Genomic DNA, 16161 nt, shown 5'->3' with positions numbered 1-16161 from the left:
TTCCCGCCGCAGCGTGCTTTGATCGTGCGTCCGCAGCGTCGCCCGGCCGCACAGCCGCAGGCGCCGCGGTCCGGCAACGCACCATCCACCCGCCGCACTCCCAGCAACCCAAGGTGACCCATGCAACTCCCAGCGCAGTGGCAGGCCGGCATCGATCGCAATAGCGAGGTCCTACGCGGCCACGCGCAGTTACTCGCCAACTTCGTCGCTCCACGTCCCGCATCGCCGGACGCGGCCACCCCGCGCGGCCAGATCGCAGCGATCGTCAGCACCACCCGCAGCCAGCCCACGCTGGCCGCACGGCATGCCACCCAGACGCTGACGCGCATCAACCAGGCCAACGACCGGTTGTGCGCGATCACCCGCCTGCTACCCGCACGCACCGCTGCCGATGCTGCGCGCGTGCAGGCCGCACTGGCCGGTGGCAGCGATGGCGGTGCGTTGGCCGGGGTGCCGTTCGTGGTCAAGGATCTGTTCGACGTCGCCGGCCAGGTCACCACCGCCGGCGCCGTGATCCGCGCCCAGTGCGTCCCTGCCAGCCGCGATGCGGCGGTGGTGCAGCGCCTGTGCGATGCCGGTGCGGTGCTGGTGGGCACCGCCAACATGGACGAATTCGCCTACGGCTTTGCCACCGTCAACGCACATTACGGCACCACCGCCAACCCGCACGATCACCGGCATCTGGCCGGCGGCTCGTCGGGCGGCTCGGCGGCGGCGGTCGCGGCCGGGCTGGTGCCGTTTGCGCTGGGCTCGGACACCAACGGTTCCATCCGCGTGCCGGCCGCGTTGTGCGGCGTGTACGGCCTGCGCCCAACCCACGGTGCGTTGCCGCTGGAGGGGGTCTTTGCGTTCGTCGATGCGCTGGATGTGGTCGGCCCGTTCGCCACCTCCGTGGTCGATCTGCGCCGCGTCTACGAGGTCATGCAGGGTCATGCGCTGCGTAGTTGCAACGTCGCCAACCTGCGTATCGCCCGGCTTGGCGGCTGGTTTCAACGCAATCTCGACCCCGAGCTGGATGCCGGCATCGGCGCATTGCTGACCGCCTGCAACAGCGCCACGCACGTCGAATTGCCGGAAGCAGAACGCGCCCGCGCCGCGGCCTTCGTGCTCACTGCCGCCGAGGGCGGCCATCGCCATCGCGCAGCGCTGGGCACGCACGGCGATCAATTCGACCCGGCCACGCGCGACCGCCTGTTCGCCGGCCTGCAGCTGTCGGCCAGCGCGGTGGCCGATGCACACCGCTTCGCGCAGTGGTTTCGCCCAGCCATGCAACAGCTGTGGGACGAGGTCGATGTGCTGATCGCCCCCGCTACGCCCTGCGTTGCGCCACGCATCGATCAGGACACCATCGTGATCGATGGCCTGCCCGTGTCTGCGCGCGCCAATCTCGGCATCTTCACCCAACCGCTCGGCCTGGCTGGCTGCCCGGTGCTGGCCGCGCCGTTGCCGCGTCCGGGGCGGCTGCCGCTGGGCGTGCAGTTGATCGCCGCACCCGGCCGCGAAGACCGCCTGTTCGCGCTCGCCACGCAACTCGAGCGCGACGGCCTGCTCGCCTTCAACCCGCCACAGGAGACACCTTGATGCTGCATACCCTGCGCGCGCGCCGCGGCATGGTCGTCGCCCCGCACCATCTGGCCGCGCAGGCCGGTCGCGACATCCTGCGTGCCGGCGGCAACGCCATCGAAGCGGCCGTCGCTACCGCCGCCTGCCTGGCCGTGGTGTATCCGCACATGACCGGCATCGGCGGCGATGGCTTCTGGCTGATCCATGAGCCCGATGGCCGCGTGCACGCCATCGATGCCTGCGGCCGCGCCGCGCAGGCGGCCACGCTGGATTTCTATCGCGGTCACGCGCAGATCCCCTGGCGCGGCCCCGACGCAGCCAACACCGTGGCCGGCACCGTTTCCGGCTGGGCGCTGGCGCTGCAACGGGCCGGTGGCGCACTGCCCTTGCCGCAGTTGCTGCAAGAGGCCATCCATCACGCCGACACAGGCGTCCCCGTCACCCTGGGCGGTGCGCAGGTTGCTGCCAGCAAGGGCGATGCACTGCGCTGCCTGCCCGGCGCGTATGCGCGCATCTTCGAGCCGCGTGGCGCGCCCCTGCACGAAGGCGCGGTGCTGCAGCAGCCGCAACTCGCGCGCACCCTGCAGCGGCTGGCAAGCGATGGGCTGGACAGCTTCTATCGCGGCGCGCTGGCGGCCGACATCGCCGCCGATCTGCACGCGCTCGGCAGCCCGCTGCACGCCGACGACCTGGCCGCACACAGCGCCGAGGCCAGCGTGCCGCTATCGGTGGGGGTGACAGGAGCGCGGTTGTACAACCATGCACCGCCTACGCAAGGCTTGGCCTCGCTGCTGATCCTGGCCTTGTTCGATCGCCTGCATGCCGACCAGCCCGGCGCCTACACGCATCTGCACGGATTGATCGAAGCCACCAAGCAGGCCTTCCTGATCCGCGATGCGCACATCGGCGACCCGGCCTGGATGTGGCTCGATGCACAGGCGCTGCTGGACGACAGCGCCGCGCTCGATGCGCTGGCCGCTCGCATCGACATGACCACCGCGTTGCCCTGGCCGCAACCATCGCAGGCCGGCGACACCGTCTGGTTCGGCGCCATCGATGCGCATGGCCGCGTGGTCAGCTGCATCCAGTCCACCTACTTCGAATTCGGCTCCGGGCTGGTGCTGCCACGCACCGGCATCACCTGGCAGAACCGCGGCTGCAGCTTCCGCCTCGCTGCCGACGGCTGGAACGCCCTGGCCCCGGGTCGCAAACCGTTCCACACCCTCAACCCCGCCTTGGCCACCTTCGACGATGGCCGCGTCATGGCCTACGGCACCATGGGCGGCGAAGGCCAACCGCAAACCCAGGCAGCGCTGTTCTCGCGTTACGCCCGTTACGGCATGCCGCTACAGCAGGCCATCACCGCACCGCGTTGGCTGCTCGGCCGCACCTGGGGCGAAGACAGCACCACGTTGAAGCTGGAAGACCGCTTCGACCCGGCCGTGGTGCAGGCCCTGCGCGATGCCGGACATGCCGTGGAACTACTGCCCGCCTATACCTCGGTGACGGGGCACGCAGGTGCGTTGGTGCGCGAGGTCGATGGCGTGATCAGCGGGGCAAGCGATCCGCGATCGGATGGGGCGGTGGCTGGGTGGTGATGGCTTCACACATTGAGCAAGTCTTCCCGAAGCAACTCCGTGGTAGCGTCATACCTAGTTAGCCAGGGAAGCGCTAAACCATGGACACGCATCACGTTTTGCCAGCGACTGCAATGCTGTGCGCAGCCAGGAGTCTACCGAGACTTCTGGAACCACTGGGAATGACGTCTCTGCACGTCATGGTCTGCTGCAGAGCGGCGGACAAGCACCTATGAAATTCGGCCTGCGCATTTCGCAAAGCTGGACCGTCCAGTGTGCAGACGGCGCTGGATGGACGTTCGATACGTCCAAAGGCGCATGGTGGCCGCGACTGAACAGCATTGAACGCCATATATCAAATTCACTTGCACACAAGAATTTTGGTGCATCTGTCGAAAATTTCTATTTTGGTTTTGAACTGATTGATGTTGCAGGAGTATTCAATTTTGAATCGACACGGGGCTAAATGAGTTACAGGCCCAAGACCAAGTCATTCATCTCTATCGGCCAGCTGGATTGGAGTGACGTCAAACTCATGACAGCCTCGTCGCAACCACAACTTTTCAAGCAGGCACTCCTGGATGCCATCTCACGCATCTCCGTTGCCAGACGAAAACCCAAGGATTTCGACTTTGAACGCCTTCATGCTGTCCTGCCAAAGAGCCTGAGCACACTTTCCTTGGAGCATTGCACAGCCCCTCAAGACAGCATCGGCCCCATCCAACGCGAAGCACTCCATAAGGCCAACTGATCAAGCATGAAAACCACATGGGTAATTTCAGCTGCGCTCTTGTTGGTCGCGACACCAGCCACCGCAAGCAGCACAATGTGCACGTTCACTGTCCCGAGCGGCAGCTCAGCTTATGACCTTGAGTTTCTTGGCTACGGCGAAATTCAGCAAATTCTGTTCCGTCCACCAGGATCAGATGGGCCGAAAAGCCTGCCGAGCGGCTCGTATCAAGTGATTAAATTCCAAGAAAAAACCAGAACAATTGACTTGACTTATCGGAACCCTGGGACTACGGGCCTCCTACCATCCCTGACACTCAGGGGAGTTGGCAAGAGCACCGTGATGGAGATCGCAGGCAAGACAATTGTTGGAGAATTCAACTGCGACCACTAATCCCGACGACTCATTGGACAGCTTGTCTATGCAATTTTTCATTGTGCCCAATACACGGACACAGCAGGATCCGCTATTGGCTTGAGCCAAACCCATGTGAGCAAGGATATTCCCGGGAAAATTCATTCATTCCTTTCGCACCATCGTTCACGGACCACTCGCAAGGATGGATTGACGGCAGGACGTCTTTGCAAATTTCACAGATGGCATTTGATTCCAGTTCCATGCGAATCTAGCCTCCCGACTAAAACTGAATTTACAATGAAACAGTCCTTGAAGATTTTTAGCGCTGCATGGCAGTTTTTTGCAGCGCTTCGCATTACCTTCATTCTCACGCTGACGATTGGGGCTGCCCTACTTATATCAGGCAGAGATTATGGAATTTTTGTTGTAATGCTTTCTTTTATCGTCGGCTACGCCTCTACCTTCTATCGTTGCCGCAACTGCCACAAGCATGTGGCTCATGTCGATAAATTCTGGATCGCATTCGCCAATCCGTTTGCCACTCGTTGCATCCATTGCAGCCACCCAATCCGCAAGCCTGGTGACGCATAAGTTCGCTCAATCTTTCGCTCTGCGGAGTCGACTCAATTTGGACGTGAGGGGGGCGGCATGAAAGATCTTCTGCCCGGCTTGCGGCGCCAGCAGTGGTGCGCGCGATGATGCGTTGGTACCACAGTACAAGCTAGCGCCGAGGATCAAGGCTCCAACCAGAGCGGGCCAACAAGGAAAACATGTCATAGACTCTGGGCATGCTCTCCAAGGCGACGATAGCGGACCCAACCGCGTCACTCACTGGACAGGACGCACTTGCTTTCTTGGGCATGCGGGGCGATGCGCAGGCACTTCGTCACGCTTATTTCGACATTCGCGTTAGACCTTCCACAAAGGAGAGCCACATGACAGAGCAAGACGACAATCAACCCAGCCTGGAAGACGTCAAGCTGGCGTTCGACGGCCAGAGCCTGGATTGGTATTTGCAGAAGCTGGTCGCCACCGTCAACACGTCGAACGTGCAGTTCGGCATCACGCTGTTTGTCGAAGGCATCATCGTGTCCGGCCAGCTTGTCAGCGGGAAGCAGTATTTCGAGGCATTTGCACAGGAATTCTCTGCGGCCTATCCCGGCGATGCGGAGGAAAAAGAGGATATCCGTCGCGCGTTTGCCAGCCACGCCAGCATCTACGACACCGAGGACGATGCGCAGCAAAGCAGCAGGCCGCCGCAGTTCATTCACCTGATCGAATCGCGTTGCTTCTCGCCCGGTGGACAGCCGCTGCCCAGCAACCGCGGTGTGCTCTGGCGCGGCAAGGTGAATGCCGTGTCCGGCTTTACGCTGGGATCGCTGTCGGCAGATTGAGTCCGGCACGTTCGGCGCTGGTGTGAGGTGCGCGCCACCTCACACCGCACCGTTGGACAGATCGCCAGGCATGCTCCAGCGCTACGCAACGGCCCAAGCTGCCTGCGTTGCCGCCGTTCCAGGTCAGCGATCGCCGCATGGCTGCCGCGTTACCACCTGCCGCTAATGCCAATGGCATCCGGTTGTTGCGCCCGGTTAACGCAGTCGACCAGTGCCAGTCACGCGCCGGACTATGACTGAAGCCAGGGTTCTTTACGCCTTTTCATGTTCGACTCTCCCTTGCTGGATCACGCTCGGCATGCCGCCGTGCGCGCGCACATCGCGCAACGCCCGGCTGAAGAGCAGCCAGGCTTGCGACGACGCATTTGAAACGGTGAAGCACCACACGGGGAGAACACATGGCGACATTCAGCGTGGTAATCGATCCACTGGGCACCGGTCCAAGCCAGACGCCGTCGACTGCGGTCGGTATTTGTCTCTCCGGCGGCGGCAGTCGTGCGCTGTCATGTGCGCTGGGCCAACTGCGTGGTTTGCGCTATCTGGGGCTCCTGGACAAGGTGGCCGCAATCTCCTCGGTGTCCGGCGGGACATGGGCCAATGTCCTGTTCAGCTATCTGCCGGAGTCGATCAGCGACGACGACTTCCTGGGGCCGGTGATGCTGGATCCGTCGACGCTGACGCTGGACGTGCTGGGTCAGATGGGGGACAACAATCTCGGCCAGGTGCCGTATCGGCTTGGCACGCTGCCGATCGTCGATGAACTGGCAGAGTATCGGCTGAGCAAACGCTACGCGCCATCGGATATGTGGCAGGCGGTGATCGGCAAGCTGGTGCTGAAGGATTTCGGCCTGTGGAATCCGGATATCACCGGCGTCGATCCGCGTTATTTCACCGGCACGACGAAGTATCTTGCGGAAGGCCCGCTGGTGCGCAATCCGCAGCTGACCAAGGACGACTTCTACACCGTGCGCGACGGGCGGCCGCTGCCGATCTTCAATACCTCGGTCTTCCTCAACGATAGTGTGGGCTCGGATCTGGTGCCGTTCGAGGCCAACTGGTTTCTCGGCGTGCGCAGCGTTTTCAACCAGCCTGAGCAACTCGGCGTCATCGGGGGAGGCCTGATCGAGTCGTTTGCAATGGGCAGCGATTATTTTGCCGACACCGGTGGTGACGAGGTCACCGTCAGCGTGCCGCCACGTGCATTCAGCCTCAACGATATCGCCGGTTGCAGCAGCATGGCGCCGGCCGAAGATTTTGAAGAGAAGTTTCTCGAGATCAGTGGCCTGGTGCCACGTTATCCGTACTGGCCGGTCGATGACCGTGCTAGCCAACCGACGCAAAATTACCGCTTCGCCGACGGCGGCAACCTGGAGAACCTGGGCATCATGCCGCTGCTGGCGCGCGGTGTTCCGCGTCTGCTGGTGTTCGTCAACTCCGATCAAGGGGTCAACATCGATCCGGAATCGGGCGAGACGGTGGTAGCCGACGACCTGCCGCCGCTCTTCGGGCTGCAGCCATTCTGCGACAAAACCCGCAGCTATCTTGCATACGCAGACGAGCAATTATGCGTGGACGCCAACGGCATGTTCCGGCACAACCAGGTGTTCGACACTGCCGCATTCGATGCACTGAAGCAGGGGCTGTTGGCGGCCAAAAGATCCGGCGGTTCGCTACTGGTGCGGCAGACGTTGACTGTGCTGGCCAATCCTTGGTTCAACGTGCCTGCGCAGCAGTCGGTCGAGGTGCTGTGGGTGTACAACGACCTGGTGCGTACATGGTGGAAGCAATTGCCCGATGAAACGCAGCTTGAGCTGGATCTGCAAAGCGTGGACGATTTCCCGCTCTATGGCACGGTCACCCAACTGCATCTGTCCTACACGTTGGTCAACGCACTGGCGCACCTGAGTTGCTGGAACCTTGCCTCTGACAGCACGGTCGGCAATCCCGATGGGCAACGCAATGCCGATGTGGTGCGTGGCATGTTTGCGTGATGCGTGCACAGCGATGTGGCTGCCAGTGCAGCCACTTACCAAGCGGAGCCGGAGCGTTCTTTACCAGACGGCATCTGCCTGCAAAGAACGCTCCAACCCCGCACTGATGCCAATGCCGGCTTTGAACAACACGCTACATTGGCGCACCACTCACTGCTTTGGCTTGCCGGTGGTGTCGCGCGGCGGGGCGTTTTTCACGTAGCGGTCGAACCACTCCAGCATTTCGGCAACCACGTCCTCGGTGGATTCGCGCGCGGTATACCAATGCGGTTCAAACGGCAGCAGTACCAACCGCGCGGTGCCGCCGTTGCCGCGGATCGCCTGGAACAACCGCGGCGCCTGTGTGGTTTCGGTGCCGGGGTTGGCGTCGTCCATGCCGTGCACGATCAACAACGGCTCGTTGATCTTGTCGGCGTGGAAGAACGCTGAAGCCTGCGCATAGACCTCCGGTGCGGCCCAGAACGAGCGGCGCTCGTTCTGGAAGCCGAACGGCGTCAGCGTCTTGTTGTAGCTGCCGCTGGTGGCAGCGCCGGCGCGGAACAGATCGGTCTGTGCGAGCAGGTTGGCCGTCATCAGCGCGCCATGGCTATGCCCGGTGACACCGATCCGCTGGCGATCTACCACGCCCAGCTCCACCGCCTTGTCCACCGCAGCAGTGGCGTCGTCAACCAGTTGCTGCAGGTAGGTGTCGTAAGCGGTCTTGGGGTCGCCCACGATCGGGAAGGCGGCATTGTCGATGATCGCGTAACCGGCCAGCAACAGCAGTTGGTAGGAGCGCAGGCGAGTGAAGTCACGCTCGCTGGCGCCACTGACCTGGCCGGCCTTGGAGGGATCGGCATAGTCCAGCGGATAGGCGTACAGGATCGCCGGTACGCGCGTGCCTTCGGTGTAGCCGGGCGGCGTGTACAGGGTGAACGATAGCTCCACGCCATCCTTGCGCTTGTAGGTCACCAGGCGCTTTTTGATCTGCCGCACCAGCGGGGTTGGATCCGGAAAATGGGTGACCGGCGTGGCGGTGGAGGCAAGGATCGCCTCACCCGTCGCCGCCGTCGGCAGCGGTTGGCCCAGCGTGCGCAGATATAAATTGGGCGGGTCGGTCAGCGACTGGTGCCAGGTCAGCAGGCGCGAGGCATCGTCGCCGGCAAACCCGAAAAACAGCTCGTCCACACTTGCATCGCTGCGGAACAGCCGCTGGCTCTTGCCGGTGGCCAGCGTATAGCGATCCAGAAACGGACGGTCGCCCGCCGGCGAGGCGCCCTGCCCGCTCAGGAACACCGTGCCCTGTTCTTCGCGCAACACGGACTGGCCGTTGGCCAGCACACGCAGCTGCGGCACGCCGGAATAGGCGTACAGGTCGTCGGTGGACAGATCGAACAACACGCGTCCGGCAGTGCCGGGGCGGTCGACATCCAACAAGGTGGTACGACGCCAGTGGCGGTTTTCGTCGTACTCGTCCAGCAGCGACCGACCGCCTGCGGCAAACCACGACAAGCCGGCATAACGCCGCTGCACGCGGGTCAGTTCACGCGGCTTGGCGGTGAACGGTGCCGCCAGCGTCATCAACTTGTCGCGTGCGGGCACATCGGTTTTCCAATCCCCGCCATCCAGCGCCTCGGCCCAGACCAGTGTGGCCGGTTGGTTGGCACGCCAGGAATAGGCACGTGGACCGACAGGCACGCCTTGCACCGGCACCCGGTCGGCAACCGGCAGCTCGGCCAGCACGCGCGCATTGCCGTTGGACAGATCCAGCACCGCCACGTCATGGGCGAAACGCGCATAGGTGGTGACGTAGGAATACGGCTGCTTCAACCGCTCTACCAGCACGTGGCGACCATCGGGCGCACCATCCACAACGCTATAGACCGCAGGCGAACTGAGCTTGCGCTGACTGCCGGTGCTCGCATCCACCGTGAGCAGCTGTGAGGTGGCGTAGTAGGTGAACAAGGCCTCGTCTTCAGGGCTGGAAAGCGTGTCGCGCGCCTCGTAGGTGCTGCTCTCGCCTTTGCCCTCAATGGTTTCCTTGACCTCAGGGCCCGGCGGCACCACGGCCTTGCGCGGGGCGGCGCCCAGGTCTTGCGGTACGGTCTTCAACAGCAGCGTGTCGCTGCCGCCCAGCCACTGGATCTCGCCGCCCAGCACCGGGTTGAGTTGCACACCCTCGATCTTGCGCACGGTGCCGGTCGCGACCTCGCCCACCCAGAGCTCGACGCGGTCGGCGGCAGTGTTGTTGAAGGCGAAGCGGCGCCCGTCCGGCGACCACACCGGCGACGCCGGACAGGCGCCGGCCGGCAAGCGCACGGCGGTCTGCCTGCCACTGGCGACATCCACCAGGCTGAAGCCCTGCAGGCAGGCACGAATGCCGTAGCCGTTGGACATGTCGTGACGGCTATGCGTGCGCGGCTCCACACGCACGCCGGCCAGCTTCAGGTACGGCTCGGCCACCCGTGCGATCGGTGGGTACTGCATGCGCTGTACCAGCAGCAGGGTCTTGCCGGTGGGATCCAGCCGCGGCGATGGATTGAGCGGCGCGCGCATTACGCTCAATAGCGGCTCCGGCGGCTGTCGGTAACCTCCATCGGGCGTGCCGGCCAGGGCAGACACGGGCAACAGGCTGGCAAGCACCAGCAGCCCGCTCCATCGGTACGTGCTGAGCATCTTGGCAATCTCTGGGGGGAGTGATCGCGGCAAATTAGCACGCGCATGCAGCCTCCACCCGCACGCGGACGCAGCCCCGTCGCCGCGCCCGCAGTCCCGGTGCAAACACACCGTTTACGCCGATACGGTCAGTGTCCGCCGCAGGAAATCCTCGATGTACTGCGCGATCTCGGGCGCGTGCGTTTCCAGTGCAAAATGGCCGGCATCCAGCAAATGCACTTCGGCCATCGGCAGGTCCGTGCGATACGCCTGCGCACCCGCCGGAATGAAGGCCGGATCGTGCTTGCCCCACACCGCCAGCAACGGCGGCTGATGCTGGCGGAAATACGCGTGGAATGCCGGATAGGCGGCCACATTGCTGCGGTAGTCCAGGATCAGATCGAGCTGGATGTCTTCGGCACCCGGTCGCGCCATGTATGCGATATCCAGCGTGTAGCCATCGGGCGAGAGCTTGCGCGGATCGGCACCGGTGCCGTATTGCCAGTCGCGGATGGTCTGCGGCGACAGCGAGGCACGGCATGCCTGGCGATTGGCCACGGTCGGCTCGCGCCAATACGTCTGCCACGGCCCCCACTGATCGCTGAAACCTTCCAGATAGGCATTGCCGTTCTGGCTGATGATGGCACTCACCTTGTGCGGGTTTGCCGCAGCCAGACGAAACCCGACAGGTGCGCCGTAATCGAACAGATACAGCGCGTAGCGACTCAGTCCCAGTGCTTCGGTAAAGCCTTCGATCACCTTGTAGAGCTGGTCGAAGGTGTAGGCAAACTGCCTGCGTGGCGGCGCCTTGGTATTGCCGAAGCCTGGCAGGTCCGGCGCAATCAACCGGTAATGACGCGCCAGCAGCGGCATCAGATCGCGGAACATGTGGCTGGCGCTGGGAAAGCCATGCAGCAACAGCAGGACAGGCGCATCCGCGCGCCCGGCCTGGCGATAGAACACCTCGACATCGCCAACGCGTTGGGTCCGGTAGCTGATACCGATGCTCTGGTCATGGGACATGGCGGTTCCTTGGTTGGTCTGCGTGTGCCCGGAGCGTTCGCCTGCACGTACCGCACAGACGCCCAGTGCAAACGCCGTTCCGACACTCGAGACGAGCATCTGGCGGCGGCCGAGTTCAATCGGAAGATCGGCGCTGCGCGGCATGGATGAATCGGAGTGCGTCATGGCAAATCGGGGACCGGATGGAGTAGCCGACATGCTAGGCATCGTCCGCCGGCAGCAGAACCGCCATGCCCTTCAATTGATCATTGCGGCTGACGCAATGCTGCAGCCTTGCCTGCACCGGGTATCGACGACCCGGCGCTGCGCACTGCTACTCTGTAGCGATCGCCAGGCGTGAGACACCCGTGGATCGCATCCAGGAAATGACGCTGTTTGCAGCACTTGCAGAGCAAGCGAGCTTTGCCGGCGTCGCGCGTCGCCTTGGCATTTCCACCGCCACGGTGACGCGCACCATCGCGCAGCTGGAAAAACGCCTCGGCGTGCTGTTGGTGGTGCGCACCACCCGCAACATGCGGCTCACCGAGGCCGGCCACCAGTACGCCATCGACTGCCGACGGCTGCTTGCCGATCTGGAGGATGTCGAAAACACAGCGGCCGGATTGCACGCACTCCCCAGCGGATCGCTGACGGTGACGGCTCCGCAGATGTTCGGTACGTTGCATGTCATGCCCGTGTTGACGCGCTTTCTCGGCCGCCACCCCGCGGTGACCGCACGCGCCATTCTGGTGGACCGCGTGTTACCGCTGCTGGAGGAGGGCATCGACGTCGCGGTGCGTATCGGCGCACTCCCGGATTCATCGCTGACCGCGATCCCGGTGGGCAGTGTGCGTCGCATGGTCTGCGCCTCGCCCGGCTATCTGGCAGAACATGGCAGTGCGCAGCATCCGGACGATCTGGCGCAGCACGCCACCATCTCCACCGCATCGTCAGAGCGCGCACCCAGGTGGCCGTTTCGCATAGATGGGCGCGAGTCGCTGGTCGCGGTTGGCTCACGCCTCAGCGTGACCTCCTCCGGCGCCGCCATCGCCGCCGCAGTGCAGGGCTGGGGGCTGACGCAAGTGCCCGCTTACCAGATCCGCCAACACCTGCGCAGCGGCACACTCAGCTGCATCCTCGAGGCCTTCGAAATCGCACCGCAACCGGTGCATGTGGTCTATGTGGAAGGCCGTCGCGGCTCATCCAAGGTGCGTACGTTTGTCGACGACTGCGTGGATGCCCTGCGGCAGGATCTGGGTTGTTCCGTCGGCGTTTGACCTGACGATGCGATCGAGCATCTGCACCATCGAACGCCGGGCATAGGTTTGATGGTGCGCTCTCATGACTTTCGACGCATGCGCATCTCCTGCATCGCGTGGGATGCTGGGCATCCTCGATGCGCGAAAGGATGCACATGCTCGCCTCCCGTTGGCCAAGCGCAACTGGCCTGAGCGTCTTGCTGTGTGCTGTCGCCGGAACCAGCCTCGCGGCGACACCATCCACCGCGCAGCAGGCGCTGCGCCAGTACGTGAGTGCCGAAAACACCTTCGATCTGGAACGCCTGGATGCAGTGCTGGGCCCGCAGTTCGTGGAGATCAGTCCGCTGGGCCAGGTAGACACGCGCGCAGCGGTGCTGTCGTTCTATGCACCGGACAAGAAGGTGGCTGCACCGCCAGTGACGCTGGGCGAGATCGTGCGGCATACGCAGGCAGACGTGGCCGTCATGACGACCCAGATCAGCTACCGCATGGGCGAGCGCAGCATGACGCTCGCCATTGGCGCGGTTGCCCAGCATGCGCCCTCGGGCTGGACGCTGCTTTCGGTGCAGTACACGCCGATCCGGCCAAAGCAGAACACGCCTTGATGCTGTTGTTGCCGGCTTGAGGTGCTATCTACGATGTCGGGCTCTGCTAGCCATCAAGCCAACACGAAAGAGCCGGCACCGGCTCCGGCATCGTTGCCTGGTACGCGCTGATTCGGCGCAATGCGCGCGGCATCGTGCAGTCGCCATCATTCACGGCTGCAAGCGATCGCCCCGCCCTGCCACCAACGACGATGCCAGCAGCAATACGCTTGCGCCGACGAAGGTGGCGCCGATCGACAGGTGATCCAGCAGCACGCCGCCCAGCGCGCCACCGAGCATGATGGACAACTGGATCGCGGCCACCATCAGGCCGCCGCCGCTTTCGGGCGCATCCTTGATGCAGCGGCTCAACCAGGTGGACCACGCCACCGGGATGGCTGCGTTGAGCATGCCCCAGGCGATCATGGCCATCGCAACGGCCCACAGCAGATGGCCGCCCAGCAGCATGCCAAGCGTGACGATGCCCAGTGCGGCCGGCAACACCGTGAGCAGCTGGAACAGACGCTTCGCGACCAGCGCGGTTGCCGCGTAGGTGCCAGCGAAACCGGCAAGGCCCAGGCCAAGCAACAGCAATGACAACTGCGACACATCGACCTGCGCAACGGTTTCCAGGAATGGGCGGAAGTAGGTGAACGCGGAGAATGCGCCAGCAAAGCCGAGCATCACCGCAAGCATTGCGCGAGCAACGTAACGACGCTTCAACAAGTGGGCGATGTCGCCCAGCGAGCTGGCGCCTTGCGCCGGCATCGACGGCAGGCTGCGCCATTGCCAGGCGATGGCCAGCACCACCAACGGCACCATTCCCCAGAACACACCACGCCACCCGATCACCGCGCCGAGATAACTGCCCAACGGTGCAGCGAAGGCAGTTGCCACGGCGTTGCCGATGTACACGATGCCCAATGCCTTCGGCACCGCATGCTCGGGCATGATGCGCATCACCGTGGCGGTGGACAGCGCCCAGAAGCCACCGATGGTGATGCCGAGCAGGGCACGCGCGGCCATCAGCATGCCAAAGCTGTGCGCGCTGGCAATCAGCAACAACGACAGCAACATCACCGCACTCAGGCCCAGCAGCACATGTCGGCGGTTCAAGCGCGACGACAGCGGTGTAATCAGCAGGCTGGCAATGACCGCAAACAGACCGGAGATGGAGATCGCCTGGCCGGCCATGCCGGCGCTTGCGTGCAGGTCCGCTGCGATCGGCGTGAGCAGGCTCACCGGCATGAATTCCGATGCAATCAGCAACGCAACGCATAACGACATCGAGCCGACCGCATTCCAGGTCTGGCGCGTGGCAACGACGGTATCGGGCTGGGGGGTGTCGGCGATCAAGGCATTGGCTGGCATGGATGGAGCCTTATGTAGGAGACAACACGCACGGCGCATCGGGAGGGCGCGCAGAGGCGGGCGCTGTTCGGGATGGGAGCGCCATGGCAGGCGACGGACTGCATCGGCCCGCGCTTGCTTGGGCCGCATTGGGAACGTGACACAGCGCGTGATCGCGGCACGCGCGTGCGCGTCTGTGCAGGTAGCGCAGGTTACGTGGTCCGCATGCAGCGAGTAAGACGCCCGCGCCGCACGGGCTTATGAAGCGCACTCATGAGCGTGGCGGGAGGTCGATCGTGAAGAGGCGCGGGAGGCGCAGCAGTTCGATGGTGCCTCCATGCGAGTTTGGACGCCCGGCATCCGTGCAGGCATCCTGTTGTGGAGGCTTTGCATCTGCACCCTCCAGCTTGGGCACGACACCCTGGCCTGCGGCACCATCGTTCGACTCACGTCGGCAACGCCTTGCCGAGCCATGCAAGCCACGCAATGCGATGCGCGGCTGACGCGCACGCTCAACCACCACGCTTTCGCATCAGGCTTTGTAGCGCAAGGCATCCAGCACCAGATTGAAGGCTGGCGAAGAGTGCCGGCGGCTGGGGTAGAACGCATGCAGGCCCGGCCAGGTCGGCGACCAATCCTTCATGATCCAGCGCAGGCGCCCGGCCTTGAGATGCGGGCGTACCAGATCTTCCTGCACGAAGGCGATGCCGAAGCCGTCCACCGCTGCATCCAATGCTTCGTAGGTGCCGTTGAAGGTCAGCTGGCCCTGCACGCGCACGATGACTTCGCGCCCGTCCTTCTCCAGCTCCCAGGCGTAAATGCCGCCGGCAGTTTTCATGCGTAGATTGATGCAGCTGTGCGCGGTGAGATCCTGCGGTGTCTTGGGGATGGGCCGACGCGCGAGATAGGAAGGCGCAGCGACGATCGCCATGCGCATGTCCGGCGCGATACGTGCGGCGATCATGTCCTTTTCGACCTGGTCGCCCAGACGCACGCCCAGGTCGTAACGATCGGCGACGATGTCGGTCAAGCCGTTGTCGACCACGATTTCGACCTTGATCTCGGGGTATTGGTGCAGCAGCGTGGACAACTTCGGCCACAGGATCACGCGTGCGGCGTAGTCGGTGGCGGTGATGCGCACCGTGCCTGCCGGGGTATCGCGCATTTCGCTCAGCGCAGACAACGCCTCTTCGATTTCCGTAAAACGCGGCGCCACGGTCTGGATCAGTCGTTCGCCCGCTTCGGTCGGTGCCACGCTACGGGTGGTCCGCGTCAGAAGACGCAAGCCGAGGGTGGCTTCCAGCCCACGGATGGTATGGCTCAGCGCCGACTGCGAAACACCTAGCTTGGCCGCTGCCCGGGTAAAGCTGCCTTCGCGAACGATGGCGATCAGCGCCAGCAGGTCCTTGAAATTGTCGCGGGCCATTAGTGAATCTCTTTCATGGAATGCGCCGACTGTAGCAGCCGCTCGGATGCGAGGCGCGCGGTGATTGCCCCTCACCGACCGGGTGCCAACCTGCGACCCGCGCGCCACTGGCGCGCGTGCATTGCTGCGCCCTCGCCGCTAGCGCGGGACGGGCCTGGGCCGAAGCGGTGGTTGGAGTGAGGGGGCGGGTGTGTCACTTCCGAAGAAGCGTTGCGATGCGTATGTCATGGCAAGCACCGGCAACTCTCTGCGGCGCATCCGCGTCCGCCCCACAGGCACCTTCTCCCGGCGGGA

General features: G+C 63.7%; 14 protein-coding genes. 10 read left to right on the top strand and 4 right to left on the bottom strand.

The features are described from left to right. Positions 1–120 precede the first annotated feature (120 nt). The 8 genes from Y887_RS02940 (at position 121) to Y887_RS02920 (ending at position 7612) form a co-directional block, all read left to right on the top strand. Positions 121–1581: an AtzE family amidohydrolase gene (locus Y887_RS02940; protein ID WP_046962924.1), complete on the top strand. Its 1461-nt coding sequence runs from the start codon at positions 121–123 to the stop codon at positions 1579–1581. After that, entirely contained in the window at positions 1581–3161 is a 1581-nt protein-coding gene (locus Y887_RS02935) for a gamma-glutamyltransferase family protein (RefSeq protein WP_046962923.1), read from the top strand. The genes Y887_RS02940 and Y887_RS02935 overlap by 1 nt, the downstream gene beginning before the upstream one ends. Positions 3162–3372: 211 nt before the next feature. Next, complete coding sequence (locus Y887_RS20055; protein ID WP_146093392.1) at positions 3373–3606, top strand: hypothetical protein; 234 nt, start codon at positions 3373–3375, stop codon at positions 3604–3606. Then, entirely contained in the window at positions 3607–3891 is a 285-nt protein-coding gene (locus Y887_RS02930; RefSeq protein ID WP_046962922.1) for a hypothetical protein, read from the top strand. 6 nt (positions 3892–3897) lie between these two features. Continuing rightward, positions 3898–4263, top strand: coding sequence for a hypothetical protein (locus tag Y887_RS20050; RefSeq protein ID WP_146093393.1), 366 nt, complete (start codon positions 3898–3900; stop codon positions 4261–4263). A 261-nt stretch (positions 4264–4524) separates the two neighbouring features. After that, positions 4525–4818 (top strand): hypothetical protein, encoded by a 294-nt coding sequence (locus Y887_RS20045; protein ID WP_146093394.1) that lies wholly within the window; start codon positions 4525–4527, stop codon positions 4816–4818. A 344-nt stretch (positions 4819–5162) separates the two neighbouring features. Beyond that, entirely contained in the window at positions 5163–5621 is a 459-nt protein-coding gene (gene gvpU, locus Y887_RS02925) for a gas vesicle accessory protein GvpU (protein WP_046962921.1), read from the top strand. Between the two features lie 398 nt (positions 5622–6019). Then, positions 6020–7612, top strand: coding sequence for a hypothetical protein (locus Y887_RS02920; protein WP_046962920.1), 1593 nt, complete (start codon positions 6020–6022; stop codon positions 7610–7612). A gap of 150 nt (positions 7613–7762) precedes the next feature. On the opposite strand, the gene Y887_RS02915 is transcribed toward Y887_RS02920, so the two are convergent. Both Y887_RS02915 and Y887_RS02910 read right to left on the bottom strand, forming a co-directional pair. Then, entirely contained in the window at positions 7763–10267 is a 2505-nt protein-coding gene (locus tag Y887_RS02915) for a S9 family peptidase (RefSeq protein WP_046962919.1), read from the bottom strand. A 114-nt stretch (positions 10268–10381) separates the two neighbouring features. Continuing rightward, positions 10382–11269, bottom strand: a complete 888-nt coding sequence (locus Y887_RS02910) for an alpha/beta fold hydrolase (RefSeq protein ID WP_046962973.1) — start codon at positions 11267–11269, stop codon at positions 10382–10384. 365 nt (positions 11270–11634) lie between these two features. Here Y887_RS02910 and Y887_RS02900 point away from each other — a divergent pair, with 365 nt between their 5' ends. Both Y887_RS02900 and Y887_RS02895 read left to right on the top strand, forming a co-directional pair. After that, the gene (locus Y887_RS02900; RefSeq protein ID WP_046962917.1) at positions 11635–12525 is read left to right on the top strand and encodes a LysR family transcriptional regulator; all 891 of its coding nucleotides are present in this window, start codon (positions 11635–11637) and stop codon (positions 12523–12525) included. A gap of 137 nt (positions 12526–12662) precedes the next feature. Beyond that, entirely contained in the window at positions 12663–13112 is a 450-nt protein-coding gene (locus Y887_RS02895) for a nuclear transport factor 2 family protein (protein ID WP_104611798.1), read from the top strand. A 150-nt stretch (positions 13113–13262) separates the two neighbouring features. Here Y887_RS02895 and Y887_RS02890 read toward each other — a convergent pair whose 3' ends face one another. Both Y887_RS02890 and Y887_RS02885 read right to left on the bottom strand, forming a co-directional pair. Further along, on the bottom strand, positions 13263–14462 hold the full coding sequence (locus Y887_RS02890) for an MFS transporter (protein ID WP_046962916.1): 1200 nt from the start codon (positions 14460–14462) through the stop codon (positions 13263–13265). Between the two features lie 511 nt (positions 14463–14973). Then, positions 14974–15867, bottom strand: coding sequence for a LysR family transcriptional regulator (locus Y887_RS02885; protein WP_046962915.1), 894 nt, complete (start codon positions 15865–15867; stop codon positions 14974–14976). Between the last annotated feature and the right edge of the window lie 294 nt (positions 15868–16161).

The organism is Xanthomonas pisi DSM 18956 (genome assembly GCF_001010415.1).
Taxonomy (GTDB): Bacteria; Pseudomonadota; Gammaproteobacteria; order Xanthomonadales; family Xanthomonadaceae; genus Xanthomonas; species Xanthomonas pisi.
The sequence above is the reverse complement of the archived record's forward strand: the minus strand, read 5'-3'. Positions and strand labels throughout refer to the sequence as shown.